The organism is Acinetobacter sp. AHP123 (assembly GCF_023757925.1).
GTDB lineage: Bacteria > Pseudomonadota > Gammaproteobacteria > Pseudomonadales > Moraxellaceae > Acinetobacter > Acinetobacter oleivorans.
The window spans coordinates 277,721-297,707 of the sequence record NZ_CP092454.1 but is presented as its reverse complement, the minus strand read 5'-3'; the positions used below and the strand labels follow the sequence as shown (position 1 = coordinate 297,707).

Sequence of the window (19,987 nt, the reverse complement as noted above, 5' to 3'; positions counted from 1 at the left end):
AGGCCAGGGTTCATAAAAGCTGCGGTATTATAAACTATCGAACATCGCACTGATAGATTCTTCGTTATTAATACGACGAATCGTTTCAGCAACCATGCTAGCAACAGAAACCTGACGGATTTTGCCCAAGGTTAATGCTTCATCAGAAAGAGGAATGGTGTCAGTGACAACCAATTCATCAATAACTGAATTACGTAAGTTTTCAATAGCCTTGCCAGAAAGTACAGGGTGAGTTGCGTATGCAACTACACGACGTGCACCAAATTGCTTAAGCGCATCAGCTGCTTTGCACAATGTACCGGCAGTATCAACCATGTCATCTACGATAACGCAATCACGATCTTTTACGTCACCAATTAAGTGCATAACTTGCGACTCATTGGCTTTTTGACGACGTTTGTCAATAATTGCTAAATCGATGTCACCCATCTGTTTGGCAACGGCACGAGCACGTACTACACCACCAACGTCAGGAGAAACCACCATAAGGTTGTCATGCTGTTGTTGACGTAAGTCAGCAAGCAAAGCAGGAGTACCGTAGATGTTGTCGACTGGAATATCGAAGAAACCCTGAATTTGGTCAGCATGTAAGTCAATCATTACGACACGATCAATACCAACAGTGGTAAGCATGTCTGCAACAACTTTAGCTGTAATCGGTACACGTGCAGAACGTGGACGACGGTCTTGGCGAGCATAACCAAAATAAGGGATAACAGCGGTAATACGACCAGCACTTGCACGACGCAAAGCGTCTGCCATAACCAAGATTTCCATAAGGTTATCATTGGTAGGGGCACAAGTAGGCTGAACGATAAATACGTCTTTACCACGAACATTTTCAGTAATTTCTACTGAAATTTCTCCATCAGAAAAGTGACCGACTGATGCAGCACCTAGAGGGATATGTAAGTGACTTACGACTTTTTGAGCGAACTGTGGATGAGCATTTCCACTAAAAACGACAAGATTGGGCATGAAGCACCCTTGGCGGTTGGTATGTAATTAAATAGATGGCAGGGGCGGCTGGATTCGAACCAACGGATGCCGAGATCAAAACCCGGTGCCTTACCACTTGGCGACGCCCCTAATGCGGCAGAACTTTAATATTTTTGCAATACAATGTCAAGATTAATCAACAAAAAGCATAGCAATTAAGTCTGTCTTTAAAATAAGAGAATGGCAGGGGCGGCTGGATTCGAACCAACGGATGCCGAGATCAAAACCCGGTGCCTTACCACTTGGCGACGCCCCTAAATTCGATGATATATATGATGGCAGGGGCGGCTGGATTCGAACCAACGGATGCCGAGATCAAAACCCGGTGCCTTACCACTTGGCGACGCCCCTAATATAATCATCATTACAGGTGAGGTTGGCAGGGGCGGCTGGATTCGAACCAACGGATGCCGAGATCAAAACCCGGTGCCTTACCACTTGGCGACGCCCCTAACGTGTAACCTTAAAATGATTAAGAGGAGATTCTTTTAAACTATTTACCAAGTAAGATTTACAAGGTGAATGGTTAAGAATTTCATCAATATTCATTTCATTCGTTACTTCAATAAAAACACAAGCACCTGTACCTGTAAGCTTTGCTTGACCAAACTGGTCTAAATATCGCATTGCTTCTTCTACTTCAGGGTATAACTGTCGAGCTAATGGCTCAAAGTTATTTCCAAAATTAGAAGGTTCTAACTGATAGGCGCAAAATTTAGTGGTCTTAGAGTCTCTTGTCAATGTTTTTTGTGAAAAAAGCAATTGAGTGCTGATAAAACAATCAGGTTTTAAAATAATGAACTGTTTTTGATCTAAGTCTATGAATGATAAATGTTCACCAATACCTTCAGCCCATGCATTTTTACCATAAATAAAAATAGGAACATCTGCACCAAGCTTAACGCCATAGTCTGCAAGTTGTTCTTGATTTAGTCCACATTCCCATAATTGATTTAATACAATCAGGGTTGTGGCAGCATTGGATGAACCTCCGCCCAGACCTGCACCCATTGGAATATTTTTTTCAATTTTGATGTGTAAACCGCAGAATTTTTTTGCATGCGGTCTTAGTATTTGAGCAGCCCGATAAATCAGGTTTTCTTCAGGTCTGACTTCACTCAATCCATCAATTTCGATTTGTTCATCCAAAGTCGGCGTAAATATCATCCAGTCATATAAATCAATAAGTTGGAAAATGGTTTGTAACTCATGATAACCATTTTCGCGTCGGCCTGTAATATGCAAAAACAGGTTGAGCTTAGCTGGAGAAGGAACTCGAATCATAGATTTATATAATTAGACTTAGCGGTTTTGGATGACCATTGTAATACGGTTTTCTTTATCTTCAGCAAGGGCTTGCTTTAAAACCAGTTTATTTGGCAAAGTTTGTTCGCCATCATAGCTAAAATTAACTGTCCAACCATCTTCAATCAGTTGGTTTACACGATTTTCATTATCTTTACTGATTTGAGCACTTAGAGTTGCGGGTTTGGCTAAAATCCAACTCGTTAAATGAGTAATTGGTGCTTGCCAACCAGTTGCACGCTCTAAAAGCTCTTCTGGAGAGGCAGCAGTAATTAATCCAGTTTTCGCACTATTTAACTTCACTTCACCGGGTTTGCCTTGAATTTGGGTTTTTCCTACGCCTAAAATACCGCTTAATTCAATATCAAAATTATCTTGTTGTTGAACCCATGTGAAAAAAGCACTACCGGTTTGCTGTGGTGTGCGAACACCGATTTTACCTTGTAAATTAAAGTGTTTTTCATCTTGAACTTGCTGGGTAACCGCAGGTTTTGGTTGAGTAAAATGCTGACAACCGGTTAGAAATAATACACTTGATCCACAGATCGCTGTGCACAGTTGGGCAAATTTGCTCATATATTTAACTCTTTTTTGCAGATGTAGGTAAAATTAACGCATCAAGCTGTTGTAATTGTGGATCATTGGCATGTTTTTGTTTCAGTTGTTGTAACACAGCGCTAAATTGAGTTAATGATCCTTGCATATACAATGCTTTAGCATAGCGAACGCCAATATTTATATTGTGACTAAGTTCATAAGCTTTGCCTAAAGCCTCTGCTGCGGCTTCATAATCATTCTGTAAAAATGCAATATAGCCCAGCGTATCAAGAATTGAGGCTTGTTCCGGTGCATATTCTAAAGCTTGCTCTGCATATTGACGTGCTTCTTTTAGCCGACGGTTTTGCAGGGCTAATGTATAAGCATATGCATTGAGGTAGGTTGGACTGTTAGGCTCAAGTTGTAATAATTGTTTTAATGTTTTGTCGAGTTTATCTCTGTCAGTATACGGATCAAGTAATAAAATTTCTGCGTAAATGAGTTCCGGATCATCGGGTAAATTCTTTATCGCTTCATCTAATAAGTTTAATGCAGCTTTTTTATTGCCCATTTTCTTTAAGATTTCAGCTTGAGCTTGATATAAGAAACTCGCATGTTGGGGATAATTTACGCGTTCTTGCGTGAGGAACCGTAAAGCATCATGTAAATTTTCTTGTTTATCATATATTGCAATCAGATTGCGTCTGGAAACGACGTATAAGCTGCCATCGACTAAACGATAGTAAGCTTTTGCGGTTTCATAATGTTGTTTACGTTCTGCATTAATTGCTAAGTAGTAATAGGCTTCATTTTGATATTTTGCAGAGTTTCGTAGATCAACAAGATATTGTTCTGCTTTGTCATACTGCTTTAAATCGATACTGGTTAAGCCTGCAATAAATAATGCTTCTTCAGCTTTAGGATTAGCTTCTATAACGTTTTCGAGCTTTTCTAACGCGAGTTGAGATTGATTGATTTGTATGAGATAGCGGATTTCAGCTAAACGAATGTCTAAATTTTTCTTATATTTACGGCTGGACTTCGCATACCATTTAAGTGCACCTTCTTGATCGCTCAGAGCAATGAGCAGGTTAGCTTTCATTAAAATAAAGCTCGTCACTTTAGGACGTCGGCGTAATGCCTTGTTAATGTTGGTTAGGGCTGATTCTAATTGGCCATTTTGGGCTTCTAAGTTGGCGATGAGTGCTAAAATAGAAGGGTTATCTTTTTCAGCACTAGAGCGTAAAGCTGTTAATAGTACATCCCGATCTTGAGCATTTTCTGGAGCAATGCTTGCTAAAATTTGTTCTAAATCAGCAGTCGGATCTATTTTTAAAATTTTATCTAATGTTTCAGCGGCAAGCTGATATTCATGTGTTTTTAAAGCAATATGTGACAAATAGAATAAAGCTGGCACATCTTTGGGCTCTTGAGCTACCCAATGTGTAGCAATATTTAAAGCGGCTTGTAAGTCATTATATTCAAGAGCAACGTCTAAAGCTCGTTGTTTAATTGAGGTAGAGTTGCTTTTAATTGCGAGCACTGTGTAATTGTGCAAAGCGTTAGGAATATCATCATAAGCCAGAGCAAACTCAGCGACCATAGTTTGTTCTAAGGCCTGATCAAATGAATGCACGGCATAGGTCTCTTGCACAGGACGTGCATAGACATGCGAGGACATGCTACCTAACAATAAGAATGTGGTAGAATACTGTCTTATCGAAGCACCGTTAAAATTAATACGGCTATTCATTTGACGCAATTTTTATTGATCCAAAGTAATGCTTTTTATGACACCGATGTTGCACAATAGCATAAATTTAGCGAAATGATGATCTGATATGTCTTTCTTTGCATTGGGTGTCAACCATCAAACAGCTTCTGTCGAACTCCGCGAAAAAATTGCTTTCAATGCAGAGCGATTAAGTCGTTTGCTTGCCGAACAAAACCATCACCAGAACTTAAAGGATTTGGTGGTCGTTTCGACGTGTAACCGCACAGAAGTGTATGCCATGGCAGAAAACGCCGAAAGCCTTCTGAAATGGTTAGCCGATGCCAATAATATTGATGTACAGCACTTAATTCATCATGTTTATCGTTACGAGAACACGCAGGCAATTACACATTTAATGCGAGTAGCGAGTGGTCTAGACTCTCTCATGCTGGGTGAGCCGCAAATTTTAGGGCAGGTTAAAAGTGCTTTAGCATTGTCTAAAGAAGCTCAAACAGTTTCTCCTGAATTAAACAGTGTTTTTGAGTATGCTTTTTATGCTGCTAAACGTGTACGTTCCGAAACTGCGGTAGGAAGTCATGCCGTTTCGATGGGGTATGCCGTTGCTCAATTAGCTTTACAAGTCTTTAGTAAGCCCGAAAAAATTACTGTAATGGTCGTTGCAGCAGGTGAAATGAATAGTTTGGTTGCTAAGCATCTGGCTGAAATGGGTGTTGCCAAAATTATTATTTGTAATCGTAGCCGTGAGCGTGCTGACCAATTGGCTCAAGAGATTTCACATCAAGTTGAAGTTGAAATTATTGATTTTTCAGCATTAGCTGAAAACTTATATCGTGCTGATGTTGTGTCGAGTTGTACTGGTAGCTTATATCAAGTTATTGCTTATCCAGATGTTAAGGCTGCATTAAAGAAACGTCGCTATCAACAAATGTTAATGGTTGATTTAGCCGTACCTCGTGATATAGATCCTAAAGTTGAAGCGCTTGATGGGGTCTATTTGTATGGTGTGGATGATTTACAAAGCGTGATTGATGAAAACCTTGCTCAACGGCGTCAGGCCGCTGTTGAAGCAGAAGTCATGGTTAATCAGTTAGCTACCCAGCTTATTACGCATCAAAAAGTTAAAGAGGCTGGCAGCACAATTCATGCTTACCGCCAACATAGTGAAGAAATTAGTCAACAAGAGCTTGCGCACGCATTAGAGGCTTTGCATCATGGTGAAAATGCTGAACAAGTATTACAGCAATTCGCGCATCGTTTGACGCAAAAGCTTATGCATCCGACATCTATTTTGCTACGTGAAGCTGCTAAGGCGGAAAATCCTGATTATTTAGAATGGCTACAACAGCATTTACAGGACGTCTTTGATCATGAGCGTAAGCCAAAACATTAAGACAACAGTCTTAAACTAATTTGTTTTGTTAGTTCATTGAGTTGCTGTCTTAGATTTCTTGATTCAATCAGAGAAATCGGGGACTTAAGCTTTTGACGTAAATATCTTTCTTTTAAGCCTAACGCATATTCTTGAGCTAACTTGTCAGCCACTTCAGGTGCTTGAGTTAATGCCTGGATATTGGTCCTTTGCATAATATCTGCAATTTCATGGCAATAACTGCTGCATGCACCTAAAACATAATAAGTCGCTAGCTCTTGGTCATCAGGCAACTCATCAAATATACGGTTTAAAGTTGCTAATATTTTAGCCAATAACTCATCTTGAGGAATATAGGCACGTAATCCTTCAAAATGAATATAAAGGAATGGATGGTGCATCAAAATTGCGACAGCAAAGTCTTCATCTTTCGTTTGAATATTAAATGATAACGATGCATCGTGACTAACTTGTGGGGTAAAACGTTTACCTAGTCCGAGTTTTTCACGGAAAGATTGATTAAGTAAATAGCGGAAAGAGCCCTGTTTGGGTAATAGTTCAGTCAGTTCTCTGAGTTCACCCATGACCAAGCTTTTGCCTTCAGGAGTGCTAATGTCGTGTTGACCTGTTAAATGGGCAAACACAAAATCAGACAAAAGAGGGGCCTGTTGTAATAGTTTCTGGAAATTTTCAAGCCCTTCACGACGTATAAGAGAGTCCGGATCGTGGTCATTTGGTAGAACGAAAAATTTGAGTTCGCGACCATCATTGAGAAGTGGTAAAGCAATTTCTAGCGTTCTGCGTGCTGCTTTTTGACCCGCCGCATCACCGTCAAAAGCAATGGTAATTCGGCTATTTTGTTTAAATAAAATATTAAGATGTTCTGTATTACTTGCTGTTCCTAAAGTTGCAACAGCTCCTGTAATGCCATATTGCTGAAGCGCAATGACATCCATGTAACCTTCAACCATTAACCAGTCGCTAGACTTAAGTTTTCTACCCTCATAAAGCCCGTAAAGTAGCTGATTCTTGTGAAAGACTTCTGAGTCAGGTGAGTTGATGTATTTAGGTTTGATTTCATCATTTAAGGCACGTCCACCAAAACCAACGACGCGGCCTTTAGGGTCTCGAATCGGGAAAATGACACGGTCACGTAATAAGTCGAAATCACGGCCACTATCGCTTGAACGAATAAGTCCAAGCTGTTTTAAACCATCAATATCATAAGGAAAAGCTTTTTCTAAGTGTTGCCAGTCTTCTGGTGCATAGCCCAAGCGCCAAAACTGAATAGTCTGATTAGTTAAGCCACGTTGTTTAAAGTAGTTTTTTGCCTTTTGACTATTAGGTAATTGGTGTTCATAGAACTGAGCAACATTTTCCAGTAAGTCATATAAATTACCTTCTTGAACTGGTTCATCAAAACTAAAAGGCTGCTCAAATTGAGCAAATGGGTCATCAAAAAATACAGGTTCAAGCGTATTATAGCTTTCATCAGTTGGTTGTTGTGGAGTTGGAGTTACAGGCTCCGCCGTATTTGTTTTTGCAACTGGTGGTTTGGTAACCTGACGGGTATAAGACAGCTTTTTATTTTCAGTATTATCTTTCGGTAGTTCGACTCCAGCGCTACTCGATAGCTCCTTCATGACATCTATAAAATTTCGGTTATCGATGTCCATGAGAAATCGGATCGCGTTCCCGTTAGCCTGACAACCAAAGCAGTGATAATACTGCTTGTCGCGATAGACATGGAACGATGGCGTTTTTTCTTGATGAAAAGGGCAACAGCCGGAATATGTACGTCCCGTCTTTTTCAGTTTCACACGTTGACCAATCAGATCGACAATATCTGTGCGATCTAAAATCTGATCAATCGTATGTTGTGGAATTGCCATAATTCAGATAACCGTATTAAAACTGATGAGAGAGTGAGTCAGAATATTCTGACATGATGAGGCAAGATCTACACAATAAATATTTTAATATTTTATAAAAACAAACAGGCAAGTGGTATCACTTGCCTGTTTATTGGTGCTTTTTAAAATTTGTAACTTATTGAGCAGCGTCGCTAGTACCTTGCGTTGCATCATCTGACTGAGTCTCAGTTGATACATCTGTAGAGCTAACAGCTGGAGCAACAGTTGTATTTTCTGCTGGTTGTGGCTCAGGTTTATCTAATAAACCGAAGCTTAAACGATTTGTCCAACTACGTTCTGACTTTGGAGCTTCAACAGTTGTTTTTTCTGGTTCTTCAGTTTCTTCTTTATCTGAATTACCAATTAAACCAAAGCTTACGCGATTGAGGAAACCACGTTTTGGAGCTTCTGCTTCAGCTGTGCTTTCTGGAGTTGCAGCCGTAGATTCACGACCAAAAATACCTAAGGTCGCACGGTTAATCCAGTTACCTTCTTTACGAGCAGCACGCATGTTAACTGTGCCGTCTTTTTTCACCAAGTTAGGGTAATTAAGCTTTAAAACTTCAATATATTGTTGTGAAGTCGCTTTATCACCTAATTGGTTATAGCTATATGCCAAAGTCGCTAATGCTTCTGGAACTTGAGGAGTTTGTGGATAGTGTTCAATTACCCATTGCGAACGTTCGGCAGCTGCGATCCAAGCTTTACGTTTAACGTTAAAACGCGCAGCAGTCATTTCATTTTCAGCAAGTTCTTGCCCAATGAACTTCATACGCTGAGCAGCATCAACAGAGTATTGGCTACTTGGGAAACGACGAATTAAATCAACAAAATTCTGATAAGCAACTTTTAAATAACTCACATCACGATGAGATTGTTGCAGAGATGTATAGCGCATCAAACTGTCGTAGTTTTGCTCCATATTCGATACAGCACGAACATAGTAAGCATAATCTACATTTGGGTGTTGAGGATTTAAACGAATAAAACGTTCTGCTAAGGCAATCGCGCCTTCATAATCTTTTTGTTTAAATTTTGAATATAGAAGTTCAAGTTGTGCTTGTTGTGCGTATTGTCCAGTCGGATAATAAGTATCGATTGCTTCTAAAGACTTGGTCGCATCAAGATATTGACCACGGTCAAGCGACTTTTGGGCCTTTTCGAAGTAAGCTTGTTCACTAGATTGTGGGCCACTATCGACCACTTCTTTTTTACTTGGATTGCTGCTACAGCCCACAAATGCAGACGCTACACCTAAAGATAAGGCAAGCATCGTAATTTTATAACGTGGTAGCGACATAAAAACTCCTCTGTTATGTTGGGCAATGAGCTACAATTGCGCTATTAAACCACTTTTATCTCAATGATCAAATGACTTCAGCACAATCTTCAAACACAAACTTATCTGAAACCGACTTCAATTTACTTGAAGATTCTGAGGATGCAGATAACCATACTTCTGATACAACTGCAACACGTTTATCGTTGCAAGTTCAGTTAGATGAAACCTATCTGGGACAACGTATCGATCAGGTTGCGGCCTTGGTGTGGAATGAGTTTTCACGTGAAAAGCTTAAACAATGGTTGAAGGATGGCCATCTGTTGGTGAATGGTAACATTGTCAAGCCTAAGCACCGTTGTGAAGGGACAGAGCTGCTTACACTCGAAGTTGAGCTCGAAGCACAGACCACAAGTCAACCTGAAAATATTCCACTTAATATTGTTTATGAAGATGACGACATTTTAGTCATTAATAAACCAGTAGGTATGGTAGTACATCCAGGGGCGGGCAATAGTTCTGGAACTTTAGTGAATGCATTGCTTTATCATTTCCCAAAATTGTCGGAACTTTCTCGCGCAGGTTTAGTACATCGTATTGATAAAGATACAAGCGGTTTGTTAGTTGTTGCCAAGAGCCTTGAAGCGCAGTTTTCTTTAAGTAAACAGTTAGCAAATAAATCGGTTTACCGTGTATATGACCTAGTTGTTTATGGAAATATTATTGCTGGCGGTACGATTGATGAACCGATCAAACGTCATCCAGTTGACCGTGTGAAAATGGCGATTTTACCGGGCGGGCGTGATGCTGTGACCCATTACAATGTAAAAGAACGCTTTAAAGATTTTACTCGTGTACAAGCTCGTCTTGAAACAGGCCGAACTCATCAGATTCGTGTGCATTTTAGTTATATCGGTTATGGACTGATCGGTGATCAGATTTATATGAACCGTGTACGTGTACCAGCAGGCGCGTCTGAATTACTCATTGATACTTTACGTGGTTTTAAACGCCAAGCATTGCATGCGGCTAAATTGGGTTTGAAACACCCTCGTACGGGTGAAGAAATGCTATTTGAAGCGCCGTGGCCTGAAGATTTTACGCATTTAGTAGATGTGTTACGTTCAGAAAACGCTGCATATTAAGGAAGCGTATATGGAATTTGTTCAAGGTTTACCTCAAGGCGTATGTGTGGGACAGACACGTGTTCAACATCCTTTAGCATTAGCAACGGATCAACATGAGCTGTCTGGCTTTAATCTGGCTTTACATGTTAATGATGAGGCAAAACGTGTTCAGCAACATCGCATGATATTGCTAGATGAGTTTGCTAAGTTCGGTGTTAAAAAAATGACATGGATGACTCAAACACATAGTACGATTTGCCATACAGTAAATGAACAAATTCTTTTTAAGGCTTTAATTGGTGATGGTTTGGTCACTCAAACCAAAGGCCATGCTTTAATGATGATGACTGCTGATTGCTTACCTGTCGTGTTAGGTAACGCCGAAGGTACCGAAGTCGCAAACTTACATGCGGGTTGGCGTGGTTTAGCTGGTGGGATTGTTGAAAACACGATTGCTGCTATGCGAAACCCTCCAGCTTGGGCGTGGTTAGGAGCTGCGATTAGCCAATCTTGTTTTGAAATCGGCGCTGAAGTAAAGGCTGCTTTTTGTGACAAATATCCTGAGTTGGAAACAGCTTTTGTTGAGGGGGCTGCTCCAAATAAATTTCATGCAGATTTATATGCAATTGCACGTTTTATTTTGCAGAGTCTAGGTGTGAAGCAGGTTTTAGGCGGAGACCAATGTTCATATCAACAGAGCGATGAATATTTTTCTTATCGTCGTGATGCGAAGACTGGGCGTATGGCTACCTTTGTTTTTATCTAAGCTTTATCAACATCATTAAATTCACTCTCTTATTTTGTAGTCATTAAATAAAGTAAGAGAGCGTCTTATTTAGCTTAAAGATATTACGATTGTGAATTGTATTGAAACGCTTCTATTTCATATTTATAGATGTAGGTTTAGCAAGCGTTAATAAAATGATAAAATAGAAAAAATCGCTCAAAATTTTAATCTTATGTCTTTGCCTGAAAAACATCTCTCAATTGTTTACCACAGTCCATATGGTCATACCGCCAAGGTGGCCTCTGCTATTGCTGCTGGTGCAGAGGTGATGGGGGTGAAAGTACACTTAATGAATATTGAGCATATTGATTGGGATGCGCTTGATGCATCGCAAGGTATTATTTTTGGATCGCCTACCTATATGGGAAGTATGACTGCCGATTTTAAAAAGTTTATGGACAGTACTTCTAAACGTTGGAAAGAACGTGTGTGGCAAGGCAAACTTGCGGCTGGCTTTGCAAATTCAGGTGGATTAAGTGGCGATAAACTCGCGGTATTACAACAATTAAATATTTTTGCCATGCAACATGGCATGCTTTGGTCAGGTTTACCTTTAATGACGACAGGGCATAGTGAAAAAGATTTAAACCGATTATCGAGTTGCTTAGGTTTGATGACACAGTCGGATAATGCGCCTGTTGAAATTACTCCTCCACAAGGTGATTTAGATACAGCTAAATGGTTTGGTGAATATATTGCTGGACTTTTATACAGATTAAACTAATGAAATTCACGACGTAAAAAAGCCTCTGAAAAGAGGCTTTTGTTTTATTACTTATGAAATATACGAGCTTTATCACGTTGCCAGTCACGGTCTTTTTCGGTTGCACGTTTGTCATGAAGCTGTTTACCCTTCACAAGAGCAATCTCCAGTTTGACTAAATGACCTTTCCAATAACACGCTAAAGGAACACATGAGTAGCCTTTCTGGTTAACTGCACCCATTAGGTGTTCAAGCTGACGTCGAGAGAGCAATAATTTACGGGTACGTGTTGCCTCAGGTACAACATGGGTCGAAGCCGATAATAAAGGCTGAATTTGTGAACCAAGTAAAAATGCTTCGCCATTTTTGAAAATGACATAACTTTCCGTCAAAGTCATACGCCCAGCACGTAAGGATTTTACTTCCCAACCTTGAAGTGACATGCCTGCTTCAAATTTTTCTTCGATAAAATAATCATGACGGGCACGCTTATTTTGTGCGATTGTTCCGCCATTATGTTTCTTTACTACTGTTGCTTTCGCCATAATTCAAACTTCCACAATTATGCCTATTGTGCCGTAAACTGATGCTAAGGTGAAGTTTTTCCTGCACATGAATATTTCGCCTCATGTATAACTTTTGCTAAAATAGGTTCACAATATAATTAGAGTACTAGCGGATGTCTAAAACGCGTGTAATTTATCCTGGAACATTTGACCCCATCACGAATGGACACGTTGATTTAGTTACTAGAGCATCAAGAATGTTTGATGAGGTTGTAGTAGCAATTGCAATTGGACATCATAAAAACCCTTTGTTCAGTCTAGAAGAAAGAGTTGAACTGGCCCAAAAATCACTAAGCCACCTTTCAAATGTTGAATTTGTCGGCTTTGATGGTTTACTGGTTAATTTTTTCAGAGAGCAGAAGGCAACAGCAGTACTTCGTGGTTTAAGAGCGGTTTCTGATTTTGAATATGAATTTCAATTGGCTAATATGAACCGTCAACTTGATCCACATTTTGAAGCGGTGTTTTTAACACCATCTGAGCAGTATTCATTTATTTCTTCGACATTGATTCGGGAAATTGCTCGTTTAAAAGGGGATGTAACCAAGTTTGTTCCGCAAGCTGTGGTTGAGGCCTTTGAACGTAAACATCAACAAGGTTGGTAACGTGTCGTTATATATCACCGATGAATGCATAAATTGTGATGTTTGTGAACCAGTTTGCCCGAATGAAGCAATTTTTATGGGTGAGGTGATTTATGAAATTCATCCAGATTTATGTACTGAGTGCGTTGGTCATCATGACCAACCGCAATGTCAGTTGTTTTGTCCTGTAGATTGTATTCCTAAAGATCCACAGCATGAGGAAACAGAAGAACAGCTCTTCGACAAATATAAAAAATTAATTGCTCAAAAAAGCACGAGCAATTAGTAAATAAATTTGTTAATATGCGCCCCTGAGGTGAGCTGGATGGTCGCTGCTGTGGAGGTCTTCGTGACTGAAGCAGGGGAGGAAAGTCCGGGCTTCATAGGGCAGGGTGCCAGGTAACGCCTGGGCGGTGAAAGCCGACGGAAAGTGCAGCAGAGAGTAGACCGCCTCATTCGTGAGGTAAGGGTGAAAGGGTGCGGTAAGAGCGCACCGCGTGTCTGGTAACAGTTCACGGCATGGTAAACCCCACCAGAAGCAAGACCAAATAGGAATCCTGAGGTACGGCCCGTACTGGATTCGGGTAGGTCGCTTGAGCGTATGAGTGATTGTACGCCTAGAGGAATGACCATCCTCGACAGAACCCGGCTTATAGGCTCACTTCACCTAATTTATTTAAAATTTTTCTTGACGTGCATTAAAGAAACTAAGATAATGCGCGCACAGTTTTCGGCTATGTAGCTCAGTTGGTTAGAGCACCGCACTCATAATGCGGGGGTCACAAGTTCAAGTCTCGTCATAGCCACCATTTTATAGACCACGCTCCTGCGTGGTCTTTTTTTATGCTCATTTTTTGATTAAACACAGTTTGTAAAGACCGACTTTATAGTTGTGGCATTGTTTGTCTACGTCAATTTCTTCATGTTCTTATAACACTTAACAAGGATGTTGAAGACATGAAAAGGTCATTATTATTTGTAGGGATTTTAAGTTTAACAGCGGGAGTTCAAGTTTCTGCGGCTGATTTGAGTTGGGGAGATCCAACTTTAGACTCGGGTCAATTTAAAGTTTCTGGCGCGGTACGCTCCCGCTATTTGCATAAAGATTATGTGGTTGATGCAAATGAAGGTTCTCAAAATGATGACTGGCGGCTAACCGATATTAAATTAGTGTTAGGTTATGAAAATCCAGATTGGATTGCAGGGGCGGATGCTCGTTGTTATCAATATGATCGCTTATGCGATGCAATTTTTCTAAAAAAAGCATGGGTAGGTTATAAGTTATCTGACCAGCAGAGAATCACGGCAGGTTTGCAACCCGTTGATTTTGGTTTTGGCGAATTTTGGGGAAGTAGTTATTACGAAACACTTTTAAATACAGTTGGTTTAGAAGATATCGATAATTTGGGTATCAAATATAAATTTGCAGATGATAAATATAATTTGACCTTGGGTTTCTATCCAACTGATGGTGGAAATTATAAGGGAACTTCAAAAGACTCAAGCCGTTACAGTGGTAATTTTGTTGAAGCTGATGATTTAAGTACAGGTACCAATATTGAAGAAAAAAATATGTGGATTGCCCGAGCATCTAGAAAATTTGAGATTGATAAGTCTCAAAATTTTTCGACTGAGCTAGGTGGGTCAGTTTGGTATTCTGACTTAGAAAATAAAAGAACAAATATAGATGGACACCGTAAATCTTGGAACATTTTTGCTCAAACGCAATATCAAGCATGGCAGTGGATGTTCTTGGCGGGTAAGCAAGATGTCACCAATGGCGACGATTTATTCCCTAATAGTTCAACGATTGGAGCATTTGATTATCCATATCAAGTCGCCAATAAAGGTAAATATTTGGTCAATGAAATTAATTACACCTTTGCTCAGCCATTCCATCAGATTGAAAACATTAAACCTTATATCTCTCATAGTCGCTTTTTTAAAGATGAGGATAGTTATAAAGACTCTGAACGTTTAATTGCTGGGGTTTATTTTAATTACAAAGCCATAGGTATTCAGGGTGAATATATTATGAGTAAAAATGATCCAATGGTGGGCGGTGGGGCCGATGGCCTTGCACAAGGTAGCAGTAATGACTGGGATAAATTGTTTTATCTCTCAATTGGATATTATTTCTAAAATTTAAGAGCAATTTATTGCCCTAAGTGGATAGGTCCCACTTAGGGCTTTTTTTATAGAAATACTTTTTCTGGTGGAGGTTCACGTTTGACTGCGGGTGAAATGAGTTGCCCACGGTTTAAGTTTTGCACATGCTGCAATCGATTAAGTAATTCATTTTGAATGAACAAAATGCAAGTTTGTAATTTAGACGAGCTTTTGAGTCGTGATGGATAAACTGCCCAAACATCTGCATCTTGCCAGTACTCAGGCAAAATATGCTGAAGTTGGCCTGTAATCAATTCATCTGCAACATCCCAAATCGAACGGAAAATAATGCCGTGACCTTCTATGGCAAGCTGATGAATAATTTCGCCGTTATTAGAAACAAAGCGTGGTTTGACATGAACCGAGACATCTTCAGAAGTATGTCGAAATTTCCATAGCACAGATGATTGATCACGCTCACTAATCGTCAAACAGTCATGTGTTTGCAAATCTTCAATGCTGTCTGGTACGCCGTGTTTAAGTAAATAACTCGGTGCTGCACATAAAATTCGAAAATTAGAAGCTAACTTCTTCGCAATCATGTTTGGCGCAATTTCATTACCAATTCTGATGTCTAAATCAATACTGTGTTGAATCAAGTCTTTGGTATTGTCGATAGTGTCAAAATGAATCTGGAGCTTTGGATAAAGCATCATTAATTTAGATAGAATTGGGGCGATATGCTTTCTGCCAAAACCAAAGCTACTAATAATATCCATACGACCTGTGGGCGTACTGAGCGGGTTATTGACTAGTTCACAGACTTCATCAAATTCTTCAAGAATATTTGAAACTCTCTCAAGGATGAGTTTGCCATCTTCCGTTAGGCTGACATGACGCGTGCTGCGATGAAAAAGTTTGCAGCTTAACGTGTTTTCTAAAATATTAATTCGCTTGCTAATAAAAGCTGGCGATGTCCCAAGTTCCTCAGCAGATTCGACAAAACTTTTTAGTTTGGCGACTGTGCAAAAAACCTTTAAATCCGATAGGTTAGGTAGATTATTCACGATCCGTGTCCATTGGAGTGATAGTTCCGTTATTGATCATTTTTGCTTAAAACATCATGTTTAAGCCATACAAGGATATTAGTCGAAGGTGTGAAGGAAGCTTATGGCAAAAAGATATAAAGTTGCCACGATTGCAGGCGATGGTATTGGTTTAGAAGTTCTACCAGAAGGCATTAAGGTTGTAAAGGCAGCAGCAGAAAAGCATGGCATTGAGCTTCAGTTAAATGCTTTCGATTGGGCAAGCTGCGATTACTACCTTGAGCACGGCAAAATGATGCCAGATGACTGGTTTGAAACCCTACAAGGTTACGATGCAATTTATTTTGGCGCTGTAGGCTGGCCGGATAAAGTGCCTGACCATATTTCACTTTGGGGTTCGCTACTTCAGTTCCGTCGTGGTTTTGACCAATATGTGAATTTACGTCCAGTGCGCTTAATGCCTGGTGTGAAATGTCCATTGGTAGGTAAAAAACCGGGTGACATCGATTTTTACGTGGTTCGTGAAAACAGTGAAGGTGAGTACTCAGCCATTGGTGGTAAAGCTTTTGAAGGAACAGACCGCGAGTTTGTTTTACAAGAAGCCGTATTTACACGTCATGGTGTAGACCGTATTTTGCGTTATGCATTTGAGTTTGCAAATCAGCGCGATGCAAAAAAAATTACAGCAGCAACCAAGTCAAATGGTATTGCCGTCAGTATGCCGTACTGGGATGAACGCGTTGACGCGATGGCAAAACAATATCCACAAATTCAAGCTGATAAACAGCACGTTGATATTTTAGCGGCTCGTTTTGTGTTGCAGCCTGAACGTTTTGATGTGGTTGTAGCATCGAACTTATTTGGCGACATTCTTTCCGATTTAGGCCCTGCATGTACAGGAACCATCGGTTTGGCTGCTTCGGCAAATTTAAACCCAGAAAGAAAATTCCCATCATTGTTTGAACCTGTACATGGTTCAGCACCAGATATTTACGGTAAACAAATTGCCAATCCAATCGCTGCGATTTGGTCGGGTGCGATGATGTTCGAATTCTTTGGTGAAGAAGACGAACGCTGCATTCAAGCAGGTCAGGACATTATGCAGGCGATTGAGAATGTCTTAATTAATGGGCCAAAAACAGCTGATATTGGCGGTCAGGCAAAAACTTATGAGGTAGGAGATGCAATTGCATCGTGTGTAGCCCAAATTAAAATGGACGTGTTCGCTATGGAATAACGCCATCCAAAAATGGATGTATGGATATGGATAATCAAAACACAAAAATTTATACGGATAAAGTTCTTGCCGTAACCAGCTTACTGTTTGTATTTATTTCAGTTGCTGGTTTGGCGATTTATTCGCAAGAGTCGATAAAGATTGCTGCAACATGGATGCAGTGGACGACATCGGTATTTACAACCCCAGTATTACTGTTTGCTTTTTTAGCCATCATTTTTACTTTTGGTTTGGCCTTTAGTAAATATGGAAAAATCAAATTAGGTGAAGGGAAACCTCAATACACCACGATGTCATGGATTTTTATGTTCATTTTGTCAGGTATTGGGTCTTCTACACTGTACTGGGGCTTTTTGGACTGGGCTTACTATTATCAGACTCCGGGTTTGAGCTTACCGCCTGAATCAGCAGAAGCATTGAAATATAGTGTTGCTTACTCGTTTTTTCATTCAGGTTTAAGTGCTTGGGCAATTTATGCATTGGCATCAATTTCTTTGTGCTACAGCTACCATGTGAGAAAAAACAAAGGGTTGAGTTTAGCTTCCGTGATTGAGGCTGTAACAGGCTTTAAATCAACCGGCGTGGTTGGACGTTTAGTCGACCTCATGTTCTTGCTTTGCATGTTTGGTGCCTTGACGATTTCGTTGGTACTCACTGCCGTGACATTTACCAATATCTTGTCTCAACTCACAGGTATCCCAAATACCTTTATGACCAAGGTCATCATTATTTTGGGTGTCTCGGTTGTGTTTGCGCTTAGCTCTTACGTTGGCATGGATAAAGGCATGCAGCGTTTAAGTCACATGGTGTGCTTGGGCGTGGTGTTATTTGCGATTTATGTACTTTGCTTTGGTCCAACGCAATTCATTTTGAATAATTCATTAATGAGTTTCGGGTTAATGGCAACCAACTTTGTTGATATGAGCCTGTTTACCGACCCAATGGGTGATGGCAAGTTTACCCGTGAATGGACTGTATTTTACTGGTTGTGGTGGATTTCATATGCACCGGGTGTGGCACTCTTTGTAACGCGTGTTTCTAAAGGTCGTACGATTAAAGAAGTGATCTTTGCCATGGTGATTGGTGGCAGTGTCGGTCTTTGGTTCATTTTTGGTGTGTTTGAAAACTACAGTGTTTATAGCTTTATTCATGGGGCTGTAAATGTACCGCAAATCTTAAGCCAACAAGGTGGTGAGGTTGCGATTGGTCAATTGCTCAGTCTGTTACCTGCCGGAAAGCTGATGATGTGGATTTTCCTCGGCATTATGGTGGTGTTCTTGGCAGCACACATGGATGCGGTAGGCTATGCAGTTTCGGCAACATGTACACGTGGTTTAAGTGAAGGCCAAGATCCATCGCCAAATGCTCGTTTGTTCTGGTGTGTCATGCTGACTTTAGTTCCAATTGCCATGATCTTTAGTAAAGCACCGTTAGACACAATGAAAACAGCGACTATTGTGACGGCTTTACCATTCATTGTGATTATTTTGATTCAAACCTATGGCTTAGTGAAATGGCTGATTCAGGATTATGCCAAAGTCCCATCGCATTTAATTGAGCAACAAGGTTATGATGATCAGGAGATTGGTTTAAACCAGTCTCAAAATGAACATGCAAAAAGGATGCAGCTTGAGCTTGCAAGCTCAATCAAACTGGACAGAAAAACCAGCTAGAGGGAACGGTAATGACTACACATGAACAGACCACTTATGACTTAAGTGAAGAAATGCAAAGCCTTGTGTATTGGAGCAGCATTTATTCACCAGCAGATGCAGATATTGACTCAGTCCGTGCGGCCTATGACGCGATGTGTCGACACTACACTTTGCCACGTGATGGCAAGATTGAAGTAGAAGATCGCTTTGTTGCAAATGATGAGCATCAAGTTCCTGTTCGTGTGTATTTACCAAAAACAAATCGACCTGAGTCTGGTTGGCCATGTGTATTGTATCTACATGGCGGCGGTTGGATGGTCGGTGGGCTCGATTCACATGAGTTTATTACCAGCTATTTGTGTCAGGACTTAAATGCAGTTGTCATTAGCGTAGATTACCGCATGGCACCAGAGCATCGCTTTCCGGCAGCTTATGAAGATTGTTTAGCAGTTTATCAATGGCTTAAAAAGCATGGTTCAGCTTGGCAGATCGATAGCGAAAATATCGTTCTAGCAGGTGATAGTGCTGGCGGTAATTTGGCAGCAGCCCTTGCAGTTGAACTACAACATAGTAGTTTGCAAGCTCAAGGTCTGGCTTTGGTTTATCCATGTTTAACGACAGCATTTGATGCCCCATCCGCACAAAAGCACGCCCATGCGCCGTTGTTAACAACGGAAGATATGCATTTTTATTTAAAGGAATACGCACCTAACTCACAAGATTGGCAGGATTTACGACTAGCGCCTTTATTGGCAACGGATTTTTTTGATATGCCTGCAAGTTTTGTAGCGGTTGCAGAGTATGACCCTTTAAGTGATGACGGTTATCTCTTTACCCAAAAATTGGAACAAGCAGGAATACTGAGCGAGTTTCATTTAGGCAAAGGATTATTACATGGCAGTTTACGTCTCATGCGTGACTGCCCAGAAGTTCAACAGTTATATCAAAACATGCTGAGTGCGATACGTCGCATGTTTGCCAGTGTCGAAAAGACATCAATTTAATATCGAGTCATTTGGACGAAAAGAATTTAATG

The 19,987-nt window shown here is 40.4% G+C and carries 18 protein-coding genes, 5 tRNA genes and 1 other RNA gene; 12 read left to right on the top strand and 12 right to left on the bottom strand.

Annotated features, from left to right (window positions below; all coding sequences use genetic code 11):
• Positions 1–27 precede the first annotated feature (27 nt).
• From MJX77_RS01390 to MJX77_RS01355, 8 genes are all read right to left on the bottom strand, one after another.
• Positions 28–978, bottom strand: coding sequence for a ribose-phosphate pyrophosphokinase (locus tag MJX77_RS01390; protein WP_005303079.1), 951 nt, complete (start codon positions 976–978; stop codon positions 28–30).
• A 36-nt stretch (positions 979–1,014) separates the two neighbouring features.
• Positions 1,015–1,089, bottom strand: a tRNA-Gln gene (locus MJX77_RS01385).
• 91 nt (positions 1,090–1,180) lie between these two features.
• A tRNA-Gln gene (locus tag MJX77_RS01380) sits at positions 1,181–1,255 on the bottom strand.
• Positions 1,256–1,275: 20 nt separating this feature from the next.
• A tRNA-Gln gene (locus tag MJX77_RS01375) sits at positions 1,276–1,350 on the bottom strand.
• A 26-nt stretch (positions 1,351–1,376) separates the two neighbouring features.
• A tRNA-Gln gene (locus MJX77_RS01370) sits at positions 1,377–1,451 on the bottom strand.
• Positions 1,450–2,283, bottom strand: a complete 834-nt coding sequence (gene ispE, locus MJX77_RS01365) for a 4-(cytidine 5'-diphospho)-2-C-methyl-D-erythritol kinase (RefSeq protein ID WP_151989109.1) — start codon at positions 2,281–2,283, stop codon at positions 1,450–1,452. Before ispE ends, MJX77_RS01370 begins: the two co-directional genes overlap by 2 nt.
• An 18-nt stretch (positions 2,284–2,301) precedes the next feature.
• A complete protein-coding gene (gene lolB, locus MJX77_RS01360; RefSeq protein WP_003653326.1) occupies positions 2,302–2,880 on the bottom strand; it encodes a lipoprotein insertase outer membrane protein LolB in 579 nt (192 codons plus the stop codon).
• Between the two features lie 4 nt (positions 2,881–2,884).
• A complete protein-coding gene (locus MJX77_RS01355; RefSeq protein WP_252061295.1) occupies positions 2,885–4,594 on the bottom strand; it encodes a tetratricopeptide repeat protein in 1,710 nt (569 codons plus the stop codon).
• Positions 4,595–4,682: 88 nt separating this feature from the next.
• On the opposite strand from MJX77_RS01355, the gene hemA reads away from it, so the two are divergent.
• Positions 4,683–5,966, top strand: coding sequence for a glutamyl-tRNA reductase (gene hemA, locus MJX77_RS01350; protein ID WP_252060391.1), 1,284 nt, complete (start codon positions 4,683–4,685; stop codon positions 5,964–5,966).
• On the opposite strand, the gene MJX77_RS01345 is transcribed toward hemA, so the two are convergent.
• Together MJX77_RS01345 and MJX77_RS01340 are read right to left on the bottom strand one after the other, a co-directional pair.
• On the bottom strand, positions 5,963–7,837 hold the full coding sequence (locus MJX77_RS01345; protein WP_199987831.1) for a DNA primase: 1,875 nt from the start codon (positions 7,835–7,837) through the stop codon (positions 5,963–5,965). The two genes, hemA and MJX77_RS01345, sit on opposite strands and share 4 nt — an antisense overlap.
• Positions 7,838–7,994: 157 nt before the next feature.
• Positions 7,995–9,158: an outer membrane protein assembly factor BamD gene (locus tag MJX77_RS01340; protein ID WP_151827015.1), complete on the bottom strand. Its 1,164-nt coding sequence runs from the start codon at positions 9,156–9,158 to the stop codon at positions 7,995–7,997.
• Positions 9,159–9,229: 71 nt separating this feature from the next.
• Between MJX77_RS01340 and rluD the strand changes: the two genes are divergently transcribed.
• The 3 genes from rluD to MJX77_RS01325 all read left to right on the top strand — a co-directional run bounded on the left by rluD (position 9,230) and on the right by MJX77_RS01325 (position 11,775).
• A complete protein-coding gene (rluD, locus tag MJX77_RS01335) occupies positions 9,230–10,282 on the top strand; it encodes a 23S rRNA pseudouridine(1911/1915/1917) synthase RluD (RefSeq protein ID WP_005303089.1) in 1,053 nt (350 codons plus the stop codon).
• 10 nt (positions 10,283–10,292) lie between these two features.
• The gene (gene pgeF / locus MJX77_RS01330; protein ID WP_252060390.1) at positions 10,293–11,030 is read left to right on the top strand and encodes a peptidoglycan editing factor PgeF; all 738 of its coding nucleotides are present in this window, start codon (positions 10,293–10,295) and stop codon (positions 11,028–11,030) included.
• Positions 11,031–11,223: 193 nt separating this feature from the next.
• On the top strand, positions 11,224–11,775 hold the full coding sequence (locus MJX77_RS01325) for a flavodoxin family protein (RefSeq protein ID WP_005303092.1): 552 nt from the start codon (positions 11,224–11,226) through the stop codon (positions 11,773–11,775).
• 47 nt (positions 11,776–11,822) lie between these two features.
• Here MJX77_RS01325 and smpB read toward each other — a convergent pair whose 3' ends face one another.
• The gene (gene smpB / locus MJX77_RS01320) at positions 11,823–12,299 is read right to left on the bottom strand and encodes an SsrA-binding protein SmpB (RefSeq protein ID WP_004641603.1); all 477 of its coding nucleotides are present in this window, start codon (positions 12,297–12,299) and stop codon (positions 11,823–11,825) included.
• 134 nt (positions 12,300–12,433) lie between these two features.
• Here smpB and coaD point away from each other — a divergent pair, with 134 nt between their 5' ends.
• The 5 genes from coaD (at position 12,434) to MJX77_RS01295 (ending at position 15,046) form a co-directional block, all read left to right on the top strand.
• Positions 12,434–12,925 carry a pantetheine-phosphate adenylyltransferase gene (gene coaD / locus MJX77_RS01315; protein WP_023274310.1) on the top strand — a complete coding sequence of 164 codons (492 nt, stop codon included), beginning with the start codon at positions 12,434–12,436 and terminating at the stop codon, positions 12,923–12,925.
• A 1-nt stretch (position 12,926) separates the two neighbouring features.
• Positions 12,927–13,190 (top strand): YfhL family 4Fe-4S dicluster ferredoxin, encoded by a 264-nt coding sequence (locus tag MJX77_RS01310; protein ID WP_004794186.1) that lies wholly within the window; start codon positions 12,927–12,929, stop codon positions 13,188–13,190.
• Between the two features lie 27 nt (positions 13,191–13,217).
• Positions 13,218–13,573: RNase P RNA component class A (gene rnpB, locus MJX77_RS01305), an RNA gene on the top strand.
• 63 nt (positions 13,574–13,636) lie between these two features.
• Positions 13,637–13,713, top strand: a tRNA-Met gene (locus MJX77_RS01300).
• Positions 13,714–13,861: 148 nt separating this feature from the next.
• Positions 13,862–15,046 (top strand): porin, encoded by a 1,185-nt coding sequence (locus MJX77_RS01295; protein WP_252060389.1) that lies wholly within the window; start codon positions 13,862–13,864, stop codon positions 15,044–15,046.
• 53 nt (positions 15,047–15,099) lie between these two features.
• Here the strand turns inward: MJX77_RS01295 and MJX77_RS01290 are convergent, their stop codons facing one another.
• A complete protein-coding gene (locus MJX77_RS01290) occupies positions 15,100–16,080 on the bottom strand; it encodes a LysR family transcriptional regulator (RefSeq protein ID WP_130121079.1) in 981 nt (326 codons plus the stop codon).
• 103 nt (positions 16,081–16,183) lie between these two features.
• Between MJX77_RS01290 and MJX77_RS01285 the strand changes: the two genes are divergently transcribed.
• The 3 genes from MJX77_RS01285 to MJX77_RS01275 are packed head-to-tail and all read left to right on the top strand — an operon-like array spanning position 16,184 to position 19,955.
• Positions 16,184–17,296 (top strand): tartrate dehydrogenase, encoded by a 1,113-nt coding sequence (locus MJX77_RS01285; protein ID WP_252060388.1) that lies wholly within the window; start codon positions 16,184–16,186, stop codon positions 17,294–17,296.
• A 20-nt stretch (positions 17,297–17,316) separates the two neighbouring features.
• Complete coding sequence (locus MJX77_RS01280) at positions 17,317–18,969, top strand: BCCT family carnitine transporter (RefSeq protein WP_252060387.1); 1,653 nt, start codon at positions 17,317–17,319, stop codon at positions 18,967–18,969.
• 11 nt (positions 18,970–18,980) lie between these two features.
• The gene (locus MJX77_RS01275; protein ID WP_252060386.1) at positions 18,981–19,955 is read left to right on the top strand and encodes an alpha/beta hydrolase; all 975 of its coding nucleotides are present in this window, start codon (positions 18,981–18,983) and stop codon (positions 19,953–19,955) included.
• The last annotated feature ends 32 nt before the right edge of the window (positions 19,956–19,987 follow it).